We start from the raw sequence: 13,292 nt of genomic DNA, 5'->3' as shown, positions 1-13,292 counted from the left end.
ACCCCTCACGGATCCCTAACGCCGGTACGACTCCACGTAACCCTTCGCGGGCGACCCCACCCCGGTCACGTCGTCGTACCCGCGCACCGCGTGCAGCGAGCTGTCGGCGCCCAGGGTGCGGACGGAGGTGGCGAGCCCGTCGCCCGTGTCATAGCCGTTGACGAAGTCCACCCGGGCCACCGCGAGCCCGGCACCGGCCGTGGGGTGGTCGGTGACGTCGTGGAACACCCGCGAACCGTAGGACGCCCCGTACGTTGATGCCGCGTACCGGGCGTAGATCGCCGGGTTGGCGAAGCCCAGCGGACGCCCGCCGTGCGCCTCCTGCGCCAGCGCCTGCACACCCGCGATCACCGGCGCGGCGAGCGAGGTGCCGCCGATCCGGTACTCGTCGTAAGCCTGCCCGCCCGCGGGGAGCGTCTGCGTCTGCCCGATCAGGAACCCGGTGTTGGGGTCGGCGATCGCCGAGATGTCCGGGACGGTACGCATCGCCGCGCCCCCGTTCGCCGTGGCGAGCGCCTTCGGTACGAGACCCCGCTGGTAGAAGGGCTGCGACACGGTCCGGCTGGTCCCGCCGCCCGCGCCGGAGGTGAAGGCCCCGGGGAAGTCCGTCCAGCTCGTGCCGTCGTCCGACAGCGTGGCCTTCAGCGTGCCCCAGCCGGTCTCCCAGAGGTACGAGTCGCCCTTGCCGACCGCCAGCGACGTACCGCCGACCGCCGTCACCCACGCCGAGTTGGCCGGGGTGTCCACCTGCTTGGTCCCGGTGTTGGCGACCTCGTCGCCGTTGTCGCCCGAGGAGAAGTAGAAGCCGATGCCCTCGACCGCGCCCAGCTGGAACACCTGGTCGTAGGCGGCGGCGAGGTCCGGGGTCTGGTTGGCCTCGATGTCGCCCCAGGAGTTGGAGACGATGTCGGCGAGGTGCCTGTCGACGATCTTCCCGAGCGCGTCGAGCAGATCGTCGTCGTGGCAGGACGCGCCCCCGACGTAGGTGATGTCCGCGGCCGGCGCGACCGCGTGCACGGCCTCGACGTCGAGCGTCTCCTCGCCGTACCAGCCGGCCGCCGAGCACTCCTCCGTCGCCGTGTACTCCTTCGGCAGCACCTGCCGCAACTGCCCGCTCCGGTAGGCCGCGTCCCCGTGCCTGCGCGCATAGGTGGCCGCGTCGGAGGCGATCGTCGGCGAGGCGTACGCGTCGGTGATCGCGACCCGCACCCCCTTGCCCGTACGGCTCCCCGCCCCGTACGCCGCCCGCAGCTGCTTGCCCGTGTACCCCTTCACCGCGTACGGGAGCTTTGTGCCGTACGCGTCGGGCAGGGTGCTCGCGGTCGTCGAGCCATGGTACGAGGAGAAGGGCCCGGCGTTGCGGAACACCACGTCCGGGGGCGGGAGTTGATCGTTGTGGGTGGCCCGGTGGGGTGCCGTGTCCAGGCCGGTCACGGTCAGCACCGCCCCGTTCAGGCCGGCGGGCGCGGAGGCCGTCTTCGCCGGGGCGCGGTATGTGTGCTTGCCCTTGCGGTAGTTGTGCAGCTGAGTGCCGAACGCCAGCTCTGCGTCGGCCACTTCACCGGTCACGGCTATGTAGCGCTGGTTCGTGCCGGTGACGGTCAGCCCGGCGCCCTTCAGCCACTTCTTCACGGCAGCGACCTGCGTCGAGGTCGCCCCGAAACGCGCCTGCGTCTCCGCCGCGCTCAGGAACTTCCCGTAGGACTTCGACGCCGGGTCGGACACGGCCCTGGCGTACGCCGCGAGCCCCGCCGCGTCCCGGCCCGCGAGATAGACGCGCGCCGAGACCTCGGAACGGTCGGCGGTGGCCCCCGCGTCGGCCCGGGCCGTGGCCCACGCGGGTCTGGTGCCCTGCAACGTGTCCCGGCCGGGGTCGGCCGAGACGGACGAGGCGTGTGCGGCGGGGATGCCGAGCACGAGCACACCGGCGGCGAGCAGCGCGGCACGCCCGGACCTCTTGGTTCGCATGGATGAACCCCCTGGAATGCGGTTGCCGCAACTCTCGCGATGAACCGTTCATGCCAGGGAATGGGGTCGGACACGGCTGGATCAAGAACCCCCCAAGCGCACGTATGGAAGCGTATGGAAGCCCCAAGGAGCCGTGCGCGTAAAGGAATTACCGGGTCAAGGGATCACCGGGTCAAGGAGTTACCGGGTCACCGCAGCGCGGCGCCCCGCTCCTTGAGCATCCCCGTCATCAGGGAGATCTCGGACTCCTGGGCGTTGACCATGCCCTGGGCGAGCTTCTTCTCCACGCCGACCGTGCACTTGGAGACACAGCCCTCCGCCATGTGGATGCCGCCCTTGTGGTGGTCGGTCATCAGCTGGAGGAAGAAGATCTCGGCCTGCTTGCCGTTGAGCTTGCCCAGCTTGTCCATCTCGGCGTTGGTCGCCATGCCCGGCATCAGCGAACCGTCCTCGCCGGACGCCATCCCCTCCATGCCCATCCAGGCCATCGGCTGCTGCGAGGACACCTTCGGCAGGCCCCACAGATCGAGCCAGCCGATCATCATGCCGCGCTGGTTGGCCTGCGTCTGCGCGATGTCGTACGCGAGCCGCCGGACCTCCTCGTCGTCCGTGCGGTCGCGCACGATGTACGACATCTCGACGGCCTGCTGGTGATGGACGGCCATGTCCCGGGCGAACCCCGCGTCGGCGGAGTCGGCGGCCGGGGCCTTCAGCCCGGACTCGTCACCGTCGGCGACCGCGTACGTGATCGCCCCGGCCGCGACGAGCACCGCCGCGGCCCCGGAGGCGATCCAACCGATGTGCTTCATGCTTCCCACTGTGCCAGTGCCGCCGTCGTCGGTCGTCGCGTCATTCGTCTCGTCGGTCGTCACGCGCGGCCGTCAGGAGACGCCGTTGGTGCAGGCGGCACCCGGCTCGGGCGTCTGCTCGCCCTGGACGTAGGTCTCGAAGAACTTGTCGACGTTCGCGTCGCTCGCGCTCGTCACCGTGCGCTGGTGGCCCCAGGCGCTCAGCATGATCGGGTCCTTCTGGTCGTCGACCGGGCTCATCAGCGTGTACGGGGTCTTCTTGACCTTCTCCGCGAGCGCCTTGACGTCGGCCTCGGAGGCCTTGCTGTTGTACGTCACCCAGACCGCGCCGTGCTCCAGGGAGTGCACGGCGTTCTCGTTCTTGATCGCCTTGTCGTAGACGTCGCCGTTGCAGTTCTGCCAGACCGGGTTGTGGTCGCCGCCCACCGGGGGCTCCATCGGGTACTTCACGGTCTTGGTGACATGGTTCTGGGTGAGCTTGGTGCTCCAGGTCTTGACGCCGTCCGACCCGGTCTCCCACTTGCCCGAGGACTTGGAGTCACTGGCCACGCTGTCGCTGCCGCCGTCGTCGGACTGCGAGCGGATCAGGACCGTCCCGCCCACGACGAGACCGGCGACTATCAGCACGCTGGCGCCGATCGTGAGGATCCGGTTCCGGCGCTCACGGGAACGCTCGGCGCGACGCATCGCCTCGATGCGCGCCTTGCGCTCCGCGCTGCTGTTGGTCTTGGCGGCCATGGGGTGTGTCCTTAGTGGGGGATGGGTCGGATGGGACGGTCGGATCGACTGATCGTAATTTGATCCACTCCCTCTCGTAAACGAGGGATCCCGCCTCCCATGCTGCCTCGCCGGCGCCGTGGTCCGCCCACGGAACGACACGGGCGTTACGGATGTCGGCGCGAGCAGGCAATATGGGCGGCAGAGCGGTTGAACGGCAGCAGCGCGAGGTACTCCCGCGGACCGGGAGGTACACCTGCCGTACGCCGGGCGTTCGACTGGACGCCGGTCTGCCGATCAAGGTGCGCAACGCGCCTGAAATGGTGTTGTGGTGGGATGCTCAGGTGCCCGACCGCCTCCCGTGGCTCGGGAGCAAGGCGGCCTGACCAGCAAGGAATGGGTGGAAGCGGAAGATGGACAAGCAGCAGGAGTTCGTGCTCCGTACCTTGGAGGAGCGCGACATCCGTTTCGTACGCCTGTGGTTCACGGACGTGCTGGGCTTCCTGAAGTCCGTCGCCGTGGCCCCCGCCGAGCTGGAACAGGCGTTTGATGAGGGCATCGGCTTCGACGGCTCGGCCATCGAGGGCTTCGCCCGGGTGTACGAATCCGACATGATCGCCAAGCCGGACCCGTCGACCTTCCAGGTCCTGCCCTGGCGCGCCGAGGCCCCCGGCACCGCCCGGATGTTCTGCGACATCCTGATGCCGGACGGCTCCCCGTCCTTCGCCGACCCGCGCTACGTACTGAAGCGGGCCCTGGCCAAGGCATCCGACCTGGGCTTCACCTTCTACACCCACCCCGAGATCGAGTTCTTCCTGCTGAAGGACAAGCCGACGGACGGCTCCCGCCCGACCCCGGCCGACAACTCGGGCTACTTCGACCACACCCCCCAGAACGTCGGCATGGACTTCCGCCGCCAGGCGATCACCATGCTGGAGTCCATGGGCATCTCGGTCGAGTTCTCCCACCACGAGGGCGCCCCCGGCCAGCAGGAGATCGACCTCCGCTACGCCGACGCGCTCTCCACCGCCGACAACATCATGACGTTCCGCCTGGTCATGAAGCAGGTGGCGCTGGAGCAGGGCGTCCAGGCGACCTTCATGCCGAAGCCGTTCTCCGAGCACCCGGGCTCGGGCATGCACACCCACCTCTCCCTCTTCGAGGGCGACCGGAACGCGTTCTACGAGTCCGGCGCGGAGTACCAGCTCTCCAAGGTCGGCCGCTCCTTCATCGCGGGCCTGCTGAAGCACGCGGCCGAGATCGCCGCCGTGACCAACCAGTGGGTCAACTCCTACAAGCGCATCTGGGGCGGCTCCGAGCGCACGGCGGGCGCCGGCGGCGAGGCCCCCTCGTACATCTGCTGGGGCCACAACAACCGCTCCGCCCTGGTCCGCGTCCCCATGTACAAGCCCGGCAAGACCGGCTCGGCCCGCGTCGAGGTCCGCTCCCTGGACTCCGGCGCGAACCCCTACCTCGCCTACGCCATGCTCCTGGCCGCCGGCCTCAAGGGCATCGAGGAGGGCTACGAGCTGCCGCCGGGCGCCGAGGACGACGTCTGGGCCCTCTCGGACGGGGAGCGCCGCGCGATGGGCATCGAGCCGCTCCCCCAGAACCTCGGCGAGGCCCTCTCCCTCATGGAACGCAGCGACCTCGTCGCCGAAACCCTCGGCGAACACGTCTTCGACTTCTTCCTGCGCAACAAGCGCCAGGAGTGGGAGGAGTACCGCAGCGAGGTCACGGCGTTCGAGCTGCGGAAGAACCTGCCGGTGCTGTAGATCCCGGTGCGGTGGGCCCCGGATCGTGGTGACCGGGGCCTTGCCCGGAGTGTGAGGGGGGAACCGATGGGGTTCCAGGAGCGATGGCAGAGCCGGCAGGCGGAGTTCGCGGCCCAGGGGGAGGCCCGGGAGGCGGAGGCCGTCCGGCAGCGGGACGAGTACGGGGAGAGCCAGTGGCAGCCCATACTCGAACAGGCACGAGCGGCGTTCGAGCGCGGTGACGGCTGGTTCGAGACCGAGATCGATCGGCGTGAGGCCGGAGGGCTGAATCCGTACGGCGCCACCGGGCTGGACCTGGGCATGCCGGCCCAGGTCCAGGTCCAGGTCCAGGGCCGACCCGGGGCCAGGACCGACGACCTGGGGTCGCCACAGCATCCCCGCAGTGACCTGCTGTCGCGGATCGAGGACGTGGGCTGGCGGCTGCACACCGCCCAGTACCTCTACGTCCAGCTCGGCGAGGAGTCCCGGGACAAGTGGATGTCGTCGGGGCAGCGGGTGGCGATCAAGGGCAAGATCGTCGGGATGTACCTGTTCGGCAGGGCCTGAGCCGCGGGCCCGCTCCGGCGAGCGTGACCCCAGGGATGGGCCTACCCCCGCTTCTCCGCCGCTTCCGCCAGGTCCGCCAGTACCCGGTGGAGCGGTTCCGTGACCCGGCGTCGGTACTCCTGGATCGCCCAGCCGTTGCCGTCCGGGTCCTTGAAGTACATGAAGGTGGCGCCGTCGTCGGGGGCGTACTGGACGGGTTCGGAGACGTCGAGGCCGCGTTCGCGGAGTTCGGCGTGGGCGGCCTTGATGTCGGCGACGCAGAGCTGGAGGCCCTGGTAGTCGCCGGGGGACGGCTTGGCACCCTGGGCCATGTCCCAGATGGCGTCGCCGAGGGCGATCGAACAGCCGGAACCCGGGGGAGTCAGCTGGACGATCCGCATGCCCGGCATGACCTCCTGGTCGATGTCGACATGGAACCCGACCTTGTCCCGGTAGAAGTCCCGGGCCCGGTCGATGTCGCTCACGGGCAGCGGAATCACTTCGAGGGTGTACTGCATCCCTGGTCCTCCAAGTCGCCGGTACATCTTCGTTCAGCCGAACCGCCAGCGCGTCTGGCTGAACGGCTCTCCCTTACCGAAGCCGAAAACCGTGGCGGGCGCCACCGAGAAGACGAAAGCCCGTCCCGCGCCGTGCTGAAAACACCCGTCCCGTACGTCGAAGTGCCAGAAACTGCCGTACTTCGCCTCCCACGCGGCGGCCAGCTCCCGCAGCCGCCCGTCCTCCGCGACGCGTACGGCCTCGCTCTCCACCTTGCTTGTCGGGCAGGGTGCCCGGTCCTTCAGGTCCGGGGTGAATGCCCGCTCCCGCGTAGCGGGGCGAGGGAAGCCGCATCGCCGTCAGGGCGATACGGCGCCTGGGGAGAGGGGGCGGTCAGGGCGGGCCTGGGCTGTTCGTGGTGTCGGTGGGTCGGGGGTTGCCCTGGAAGGCGAAGGCGTGCTGGTCACTCTCACGGGTGATGTTGGTCGAAGTCGTGGTCGGGAGGGGAACGGGATGCCTAGGTTCGTGGCATGTCACGTTTCCGGATGTATCCGTCGCGCGCGCAGGCCGAGCAGATGCTCACGCACTGCGCGCACGCGCGGTACGTGTGGAACCTCGCGGTCGAGCAGCACGCGCACTGGCGGCGGTGGCGCAAGAGCGCGCCCGGTTTCGCGGAGCAGTGCCGTCAGCTCACCGAGGCGCGGCGGGAGAACGCGTGGCTGGGTTCGGGGAACGCGGATGTGCAGCAGCAGGCGCTCAAGGACTTCTCCCGGGCCAAGAACGCCCGTTTCACGTCGGGGTTCGGAGAGCCGACCTGGCGCAGGAAGCATGTGCACGAGGGTTTCCGGGTCATCGGCACCGACCGCGTACCGGAATACGAGGCGGACGGGTCGGCGAAGCTGAACGCGAAGACCGGCAGACAGGTCATGGGCCGCTCGGTGGTCGTGCAGAAGCTGAACCGGCGGTGGGCACAGGTGAAGGTGCCCGGCTGCGGCTGGGTCCGCTTCCGCCTCAGCGCCAAAGGCAAGGGCGCGAAGCTGCCCGACGCCAAGACGTTCCGGGTCACCTTCCGCAACGGGCAGTGGCACATCGCGTTCGCGGTCGTCCCCGATCCGGTCCCAGCGCCCGGCACGGGTACGGTGATCGGCATCGACCGGGGTGTCACGATCACTGCCGCTCTTTCCGACGGCCGGAGGCTGAACTGCCCTCAGCTCACCGTCAAGGAACGCGCCCAGATCCGCAAACACCAGCGGCGCGCGGCAAGAGCCCCGAAGGGCAGTGACGCCAAGGCGGCCGAGTACGCGAAGGTGGCCGGGCTCAAGGCGCGGGAGGTGAACCGGCGTAAGGACTGGTGCGAGAAGACCAGCACCATGCTCGCCCGCTCCTATGACCTGGTCCGGTTCGAGAAGCTGAACATCAAGACGATGACCCGTTCCGCGAAGGGAACCGTGGAGCAGCCCGGCAGGAGGGTGGCGCAGAAGTCCGGCCTGAACCGGGCGATCCTGGCCCAGGGCTGGGGTCTGCTGCGGCAGCGTACCGGGCACAAGGCCCCCGGCCGGGTCGAGGACGTTCCCGCCCCCTACACGTCTCTGCGGTGCAGTGCCTGCGGATGGATCGACAAGAACTCGCGCAAGAGCCAAGCCGGGTTCGTCTGTTCCTCCTGTGGCTTCATCTGCAACGCGGACACCAACGCCAGTATCAACGTCGCGGCAGGACAGGGCGGGATCCCCGGCCCCCGGCGGACAGCCGGTGCCGGAGGGGTGACAACGGCCACCGGCCGTTCGAACACCCGTGAACCTCAACCCATGTGGGTTGGAATCGCCCTCTTTTAGGGGAGGGGGAGGATGTCAACACCAGGTCGTAGCCCTCGTCCGTCCCAGGAGTTCGTGCCGGTCGTCAGCACGACCTGCGGGTTCACCGCGAGATTCCTCGCCTTGCGCTCCTCCGGCCCCGTACAGAAATGCAGCGCCCCCTGCGACCACACCGCGGGCAACGGCGTCACATGCGGCCTCCCGTCCGGCCGCACCGTCGAGATCCAGAACAACTCGGCCCCGGCCAGCCGCGCCTCGGCCTCCGGCCAGGGGACCGGGGCGGCGGAGGGGTCGCTGTAGTGGGGGTCGAGACGGGTTTGGGGGGTGCCGGGGTTCGACATGGGGGTCATGGGGTCACTTCCTGTCGCCGGGGCCTGGCGGTGAGCACAGGCGTCCTCACAGGGCAGACTCCGCGGGGCCCGGAAACTCATCCCGCCGGGTCGACGAACCGGGCCAGCACCGCCACCCCTACCGGCAGCGCGACCAGATAGCCGACGAGGAGGGCGATGCCCGGGTCGGCCGAGGGCGGCAGGGCCCAGTTCGCGGCCACGGCCCCGAGCAGGTTCACCACGACCACCGTCACCACGGCCGCGACGACGGCGAGCCGGCGCGGCGGACGCCCCCCGTGGTACAGCTCGGCCGTGGGCCCGACCGCGGCCATGCTCGCCGTGAGCGCCGCGAGAAAGGGGTCGGGCCACCATCCGAAGAGCCGTCCCACCAGCGCGACGACCGCGTACAGGACGAGAGCGGCCAGTTCCAGCAGGACCATGGAGGCCACCGCCTCCGACGACACCGCCTCCGCCCACGTACGGCGCCGAGCCGAGCCGCCCCCGTCGCCCCCGCCACCCTCTTCATCGGCCACTTCGGCAGCGTAGTCGTGAACCCGGCGGACAGGGCCCGCCGGGACAGTCTTCTTCGGCCGGCCGGCGCCAGCCCCGGGCACTCCGGTTAGGCTCATGCCCGTACGACCTTGATCGATGGACTCGGGCGATCGGGTGGGCGGACGACCGCAGCGATCGACGAGCGGGCTCGATGAGCGGGCTCGATCCGACGGGAGGCCTGGATGATGACGCCGGGGCGCAGGAGCAGCACGTTCTCGCGACTGCTGCGGCACGGTTTCACCGATCCGAGCGCCGCCGAGCGGCTGCTGGAGAGCGAGGAGCTGTCGGCCGTACGCGACGACCCGGTGCTGCTGGACGCGCTGGGGGCGACCGCCGACCCCAACCTCGCGCTGCTGGGTCTCGTACGGATGCTGGAGGCGCAGCCGGACCGTACGGCGCGGCGGGCGGTGCTGGACACGCTGATAGCGGCCAAGCCGCTGCGGGACCGGCTGCTGGGGGTGCTCGGCGCGTCCGCCGCGCTCGGTGACCATCTGGCCCGGCACGCGCAGGACTGGCAGGCGCTCGTGACGTACGAGCCGCGGGATCTGCACCCGGGGGTCGAGGAGTTCGAGCGGGGCCTCGCGGAGGCCGTCGACCCCGTCTCGTTGCGCGTCGCCTACCGCCGCTGTCTGCTGTCGATCGCCGCCCGTGACGTCTGCGGGACGACCGATGTCGCCCAGGCCGCGGCCGAGTTGGCAGACCTGGCCACCGCCACGCTGCGTGCCGCGCTCGCGATCGCCCGCGCCGCCGCCCCGGAGGACGCGGCGCTGTGCCGGCTGGCGGTGATCGCGATGGGCAAGTGCGGTGGCCACGAACTGAACTACGTCTCCGACGTGGACGTCATCTTCGTCGGGGAGACGGCGGACGGCGCCGACGAGCAGCAGGCGATCCGGGCCGCCGCCCGGCTCGCCTCGCACATGATGCGGATCTGTTCCGAGACGACCGTCGAGGGCAGCATCTGGCCCGTGGACGCCAATCTGCGGCCGGAGGGGCGCAACGGCCCGCTCGTCCGCACCCTCAGCAGCCACCTCGCGTACTACCAACGCTGGGCCAAGACCTGGGAGTTCCAGGCGCTGCTGAAGGCCCGGCCGGTCGCGGGCGACCTCGACCTGGGCGAGGCGTACATCACCGCGCTGGAACCACTGGTCTGGAAGGCCGCCGAGCGGGAGAACTTCGTCCCCGATGTGCAGCGTATGCGGCGCCGGGTGATCGAGAACATCCCGGCCGCCGAGATCGACCGCCAACTCAAGCTCGGGCCGGGCGGGTTGCGGGACGTCGAGTTCGCCGTGCAGCTGCTGCAGCTGGTGCACGGGCGCGGGGACACGTCGCTGCGCAGCGGGACCACGCTCGACGCGCTGGGCGCGCTGGCCGCCGGCGGCTATGTGGGGCGGACCGACGCGGCCCAGCTCGACGACGCGTACCGCTTCCTGCGCTCGATGGAACACCGCATCCAGCTCTACCGGTTGCGCCGCACCCACCTTGTCCCCGAGGACGAGGACGACCTGCGGCGCATCGGCCGTTCGCTCGGCCTGCGCACCGACCCGGTCGCCGAGCTGAACCGCGAGTGGCGGCGCCACGCGGCCGTCGTACGCCGGCTGCACGAGAAGCTCTTCTACCGTCCGCTGCTCGACGCCGTCGCCCAACTCGCGCCCGGCGAGACCAAGTTGAGCGCGGGCGCGGCCCGCGAGCGCCTCGTCGCCCTCGGCTACGCCGACCCGGCCGCCGCCCTGCGCCATCTGGAGGCGCTGGCCTCGGGTGTCTCCCGCAAGGCGGCCATCCAACGCACGCTGCTGCCCGTCCTGTTGGGCTGGTTCGCGGACTCCGCCGACCCGGACGCGGGCCTGCTCAACTTCCGCAAGGTCTCGGACGCGCTCGGCCGAACCCCCTGGTACCTACGGCTGTTGCGCGACGAGGGCGCCGCCGCCGAGAACCTCGCCCGGGTCCTGTCCGCCGGCCGCCTCGCCCCCGACCTCCTGATGCGCGCCCCCGAGGCGGTCTCGCTCCTCGGCGACGGGGACGGCGTCGCCGGTGGTGTCGGCGGGCTCGAACCGCGCACGCGCGCCCACCTGGAGCAGGAGATCCTGGCCGCCGTCCGCCGCGCCGACGGCGCCCAGCAGGCCGTCACGGCGGCACGCGGAGTCCGCCGCCGCGAACTCTTCCGTACGGCCGCCATGGACATCGTCGGCTCCTACGGCACCGAGGCGTCCCCGGCCACCGCCGACCAGGGCGCCCTGGTCGACCTCGTGGGCGGCGCGGTCTCCGACCTCACGGCCGCGACCCTCGCGGGCACCCTGCGGGCCGTGGTCCGCGACGGCTGGGGCGACACCCTCCCCACCCGCTTCGCCGTGATCGGCATGGGCCGCTTCGGCGGCCATGAACTGGGCTACGGCTCCGACGCCGACGTCCTCTTCGTCCACGAGCCGAGGGAGGGCGCCGACGAGCAGGAGGCGGCCCGCGCCGCGAACAAGGTCGTCTCCGAGATGCGCCGTCTGCTCCAGCTCCCGAGCGCCGACCCGCCCCTCCTCATCGACGCCGACCTCCGCCCGGAGGGCAAGTCTGGGCCGCTCGTACGGACGTTGAAGTCGTACGAGGCCTACTACCGCCGCTGGTCGCTGGGTTGGGAGTCGCAGGCCCTGCTGCGCGCCGAACCCGTCGCCGGGGACGAGGAGTTGGGCCGCCGCTTCATCGATCTCGTAGACCCGCTGCGCTATCCGGCGAAGGGGCTCGCCGACGACGCCGTACGCGAGATCCGGCGCCTCAAGGCCCGTATGGAGTCGGAGCGGCTGCCGCGCGGCGCCGACCCGACCCTGCACAGCAAACTCGGCCGCGGTGGTCTGTCCGACGTCGAGTGGACCGTCCAGCTCCTCCAGCTCCAGCACGGCCACCGCGAGCCGGCCCTGCGCACGACCCGCACCCGCGAGGCCCTGGCCGCCGCCCACGCGGCGGACCTGGTGAGCACGGAGGACGCGGCCACACTGGACGAGGCCTGGGTCCTCGCCACCCGCGTGCGCAACGCCGTGATGCTCGTCCGTGGCCGCGCGGGCGACACCTTCCCCTCCCACGGCCGCGAACTCGCCGCCGTGGGCCGCTACCTGGGGTACGGGCCCGGCCACGTCGGCGACATGCTCGACGACTACCGCCGGATCACGCGGCGGGCGCGGGCGGTGGTGGAGGAGCTGTTCTACGGGGGATGACACTTCGGTGAGTGGTCGGCTGCGGGTCCGGTGGGGCTTCTCGCGCAGTTCCCCGCGCCCCTAAAAGACACAGGCCCCTGCGGGCCTGAAAAGCACGGGGCGCAGCCCCTGCTTTTCAGGGGCGCGGGGAACTGCGCGACCAGCCCCCACCGGACCCGCAGCCGACCACGCACCCCTCAGCCCCGCACCGCCTCGCCGGCGGGCACCGGCGTCCGCCCGAGCCACGTACGGCCCGGCGCCCGCCGCACCCGCGTGAGCGCCACCCCCACCAGCACCACCCCCATCCCCACGACCACCCGCACCCCGACCCGCTCGTCGAGGAACAGCGCGCCCAGGGCGACCGAGACGACCGGCAGCAGGTACCCGACCGTGGCCGCGTTCGTCGCGCCCTCGTCGGCGATCAGGCGGTAGTTGAGGTAGAAGGTGACGCCGGTGCCGAAGATCCCCAGGACGGTGACCGCGAGGAGCGCGGTCAGGTCCGGCCCGGCCGCACCGGAGTTCCCGGCGGGCAGGGCGAGCGCCGCCCACCCCGTCGCCGTGAGGAGTTGCGCGGCGGAGACGGCGAGCGGGGCGTCCGAGCCGGTCAGATGGCGGCCCATGTACGCGAAGGCCACCGCGTAGCTCACGGCCGCCCCGAGCAGCGCGAGCGCGCCCCCGCTCATCAGCCCCGCCCGCTGCCAGGGCGCGAAGATCAGCAGCACTCCGGCGAAGCCGAGCAGCAGACCGGTGAGGCGGGCGGGGGAGAGGGGCCGGTCGGTGCCGAGGAGGAGGCCCAGGAGCAGGGCCCACAGGGGGGTCGTCGCGTTGAGGACGCCCGCCGTGCCCGAGTCGACGGTCTGCTCGCCGATGCTGAACAACGCGAACGGGAGGGCGTTGCAGAAGAAGGCCGCCACCAGCAGATGGCCCCAGGTCCGCCGGTCGCGCGGCAGCCGCTGGCGGGCGGCGAGGGCCACCGCCAGCAGGACCCCCGCGCCCAGCGCGCACCGCGTGACCGTGATCTGGAGCGGGGACAGGCCGTGGTTGAGAGCGAGCTTGATCCAGAGGAAGCCGGAGCCCCAGAGCAGGGCGAGGACGGCCATACGGAGTGTGGACGCGAGAGGCATGTGCTCCACGG

10 protein-coding genes and 2 pseudogenes are annotated in these 13,292 nt (G+C 71.0%); 4 read left to right on the top strand and 8 right to left on the bottom strand.

Annotated features, from left to right (window positions below; genetic code table 11):
* Positions 1 to 15: 15 nt before the first annotated feature.
* The 3 genes from ACZ7MG_RS14705 to ACZ7MG_RS14695 all read right to left on the bottom strand — a co-directional run bounded on the left by ACZ7MG_RS14705 (position 16) and on the right by ACZ7MG_RS14695 (position 3,515).
* Positions 16 to 1,968 carry a S53 family peptidase gene (locus tag ACZ7MG_RS14705; RefSeq protein WP_471380512.1) on the bottom strand — a complete coding sequence of 651 codons (1,953 nt, stop codon included), beginning with the start codon at positions 1,966 to 1,968 and terminating at the stop codon, positions 16 to 18.
* Between the two features lie 188 nt (positions 1,969 to 2,156).
* Positions 2,157 to 2,777: a DUF305 domain-containing protein gene (locus ACZ7MG_RS14700; protein WP_471380514.1), complete on the bottom strand. Its 621-nt coding sequence runs from the start codon at positions 2,775 to 2,777 to the stop codon at positions 2,157 to 2,159.
* A 72-nt stretch (positions 2,778 to 2,849) separates the two neighbouring features.
* Positions 2,850 to 3,515 (bottom strand): DUF3105 domain-containing protein, encoded by a 666-nt coding sequence (locus tag ACZ7MG_RS14695; protein WP_471380515.1) that lies wholly within the window; start codon positions 3,513 to 3,515, stop codon positions 2,850 to 2,852.
* A 392-nt stretch (positions 3,516 to 3,907) separates the two neighbouring features.
* Here ACZ7MG_RS14695 and ACZ7MG_RS14690 point away from each other — a divergent pair, with 392 nt between their 5' ends.
* Both ACZ7MG_RS14690 and ACZ7MG_RS14685 read left to right on the top strand, forming a co-directional pair.
* Positions 3,908 to 5,269: a glutamine synthetase family protein gene (locus ACZ7MG_RS14690; protein WP_471380516.1), complete on the top strand. Its 1,362-nt coding sequence runs from the start codon at positions 3,908 to 3,910 to the stop codon at positions 5,267 to 5,269.
* A gap of 66 nt (positions 5,270 to 5,335) precedes the next feature.
* A complete protein-coding gene (locus ACZ7MG_RS14685) occupies positions 5,336 to 5,815 on the top strand; it encodes a hypothetical protein (protein WP_471380518.1) in 480 nt (159 codons plus the stop codon).
* A 41-nt stretch (positions 5,816 to 5,856) separates the two neighbouring features.
* On the opposite strand, the gene ACZ7MG_RS14680 is transcribed toward ACZ7MG_RS14685, so the two are convergent.
* Positions 5,857 to 6,312, bottom strand: coding sequence for a VOC family protein (locus tag ACZ7MG_RS14680; RefSeq protein WP_471380519.1), 456 nt, complete (start codon positions 6,310 to 6,312; stop codon positions 5,857 to 5,859).
* 33 nt (positions 6,313 to 6,345) lie between these two features.
* Positions 6,346 to 6,564 (bottom strand): annotated as a pseudogene (locus tag ACZ7MG_RS14675) (pyridoxamine 5'-phosphate oxidase family protein); the annotation flags it as partial.
* Positions 6,565 to 6,822: 258 nt separating this feature from the next.
* On the opposite strand from ACZ7MG_RS14675, the gene ACZ7MG_RS14670 reads away from it, so the two are divergent.
* Positions 6,823 to 8,124, top strand: a complete 1,302-nt coding sequence (locus tag ACZ7MG_RS14670; RefSeq protein ID WP_471380520.1) for an RNA-guided endonuclease InsQ/TnpB family protein — start codon at positions 6,823 to 6,825, stop codon at positions 8,122 to 8,124.
* 41 nt (positions 8,125 to 8,165) lie between these two features.
* Here the strand turns inward: ACZ7MG_RS14670 and ACZ7MG_RS14665 are convergent.
* Together ACZ7MG_RS14665 and ACZ7MG_RS14660 are read right to left on the bottom strand one after the other, a co-directional pair.
* A pseudogene (locus tag ACZ7MG_RS14665) lies at positions 8,166 to 8,444 on the bottom strand (pyridoxamine 5'-phosphate oxidase family protein); the annotation flags it as partial.
* A gap of 86 nt (positions 8,445 to 8,530) precedes the next feature.
* A complete protein-coding gene (locus ACZ7MG_RS14660; protein ID WP_471380521.1) occupies positions 8,531 to 8,965 on the bottom strand; it encodes a hypothetical protein in 435 nt (144 codons plus the stop codon).
* Between the two features lie 201 nt (positions 8,966 to 9,166).
* Here ACZ7MG_RS14660 and ACZ7MG_RS14655 point away from each other — a divergent pair, with 201 nt between their 5' ends.
* Entirely contained in the window at positions 9,167 to 12,178 is a 3,012-nt protein-coding gene (locus ACZ7MG_RS14655) for a bifunctional [glutamine synthetase] adenylyltransferase/[glutamine synthetase]-adenylyl-L-tyrosine phosphorylase (RefSeq protein ID WP_471380523.1), read from the top strand.
* A 176-nt stretch (positions 12,179 to 12,354) separates the two neighbouring features.
* On the opposite strand, the gene ACZ7MG_RS14650 is transcribed toward ACZ7MG_RS14655, so the two are convergent.
* On the bottom strand, positions 12,355 to 13,281 hold the full coding sequence (locus tag ACZ7MG_RS14650) for a DMT family transporter (protein WP_471395880.1): 927 nt from the start codon (positions 13,279 to 13,281) through the stop codon (positions 12,355 to 12,357).
* Positions 13,282 to 13,292: the final 11 nt, after the last annotated feature.

Source organism: Streptomyces sp. NPDC107538, from assembly GCF_055657445.1.
This window is presented reverse-complemented; position numbering and strand designations above follow the sequence as displayed.

Bases quoted from the DNA above. Each gene is read 5' to 3' on its own strand.
- ACZ7MG_RS14705 (WP_471380512.1), bottom strand. From the start codon at position 1,968: ATGCGAACCAAGAGGTCCGGGCGTGCCGCGCTGCTCGCCGCCGGTGTG.
- ACZ7MG_RS14700 (WP_471380514.1), bottom strand. From the start codon at position 2,777: ATGAAGCACATCGGTTGGATCGCCTCCGGGGCCGCGGCGGTGCTCGTC.
- ACZ7MG_RS14695 (WP_471380515.1), bottom strand. From the start codon at position 3,515: ATGGCCGCCAAGACCAACAGCAGCGCGGAGCGCAAGGCGCGCATCGAG.
- ACZ7MG_RS14690 (WP_471380516.1), top strand. From the start codon at position 3,908: ATGGACAAGCAGCAGGAGTTCGTGCTCCGTACCTTGGAGGAGCGCGAC.
- ACZ7MG_RS14685 (WP_471380518.1), top strand. From the start codon at position 5,336: ATGGGGTTCCAGGAGCGATGGCAGAGCCGGCAGGCGGAGTTCGCGGCC.
- ACZ7MG_RS14680 (WP_471380519.1), bottom strand. From the start codon at position 6,312: ATGCAGTACACCCTCGAAGTGATTCCGCTGCCCGTGAGCGACATCGAC.
- ACZ7MG_RS14670 (WP_471380520.1), top strand. From the start codon at position 6,823: ATGTCACGTTTCCGGATGTATCCGTCGCGCGCGCAGGCCGAGCAGATG.
- ACZ7MG_RS14655 (WP_471380523.1), top strand. From the start codon at position 9,167: ATGATGACGCCGGGGCGCAGGAGCAGCACGTTCTCGCGACTGCTGCGG.
- ACZ7MG_RS14650 (WP_471395880.1), bottom strand. From the start codon at position 13,281: ATGCCTCTCGCGTCCACACTCCGTATGGCCGTCCTCGCCCTGCTCTGG.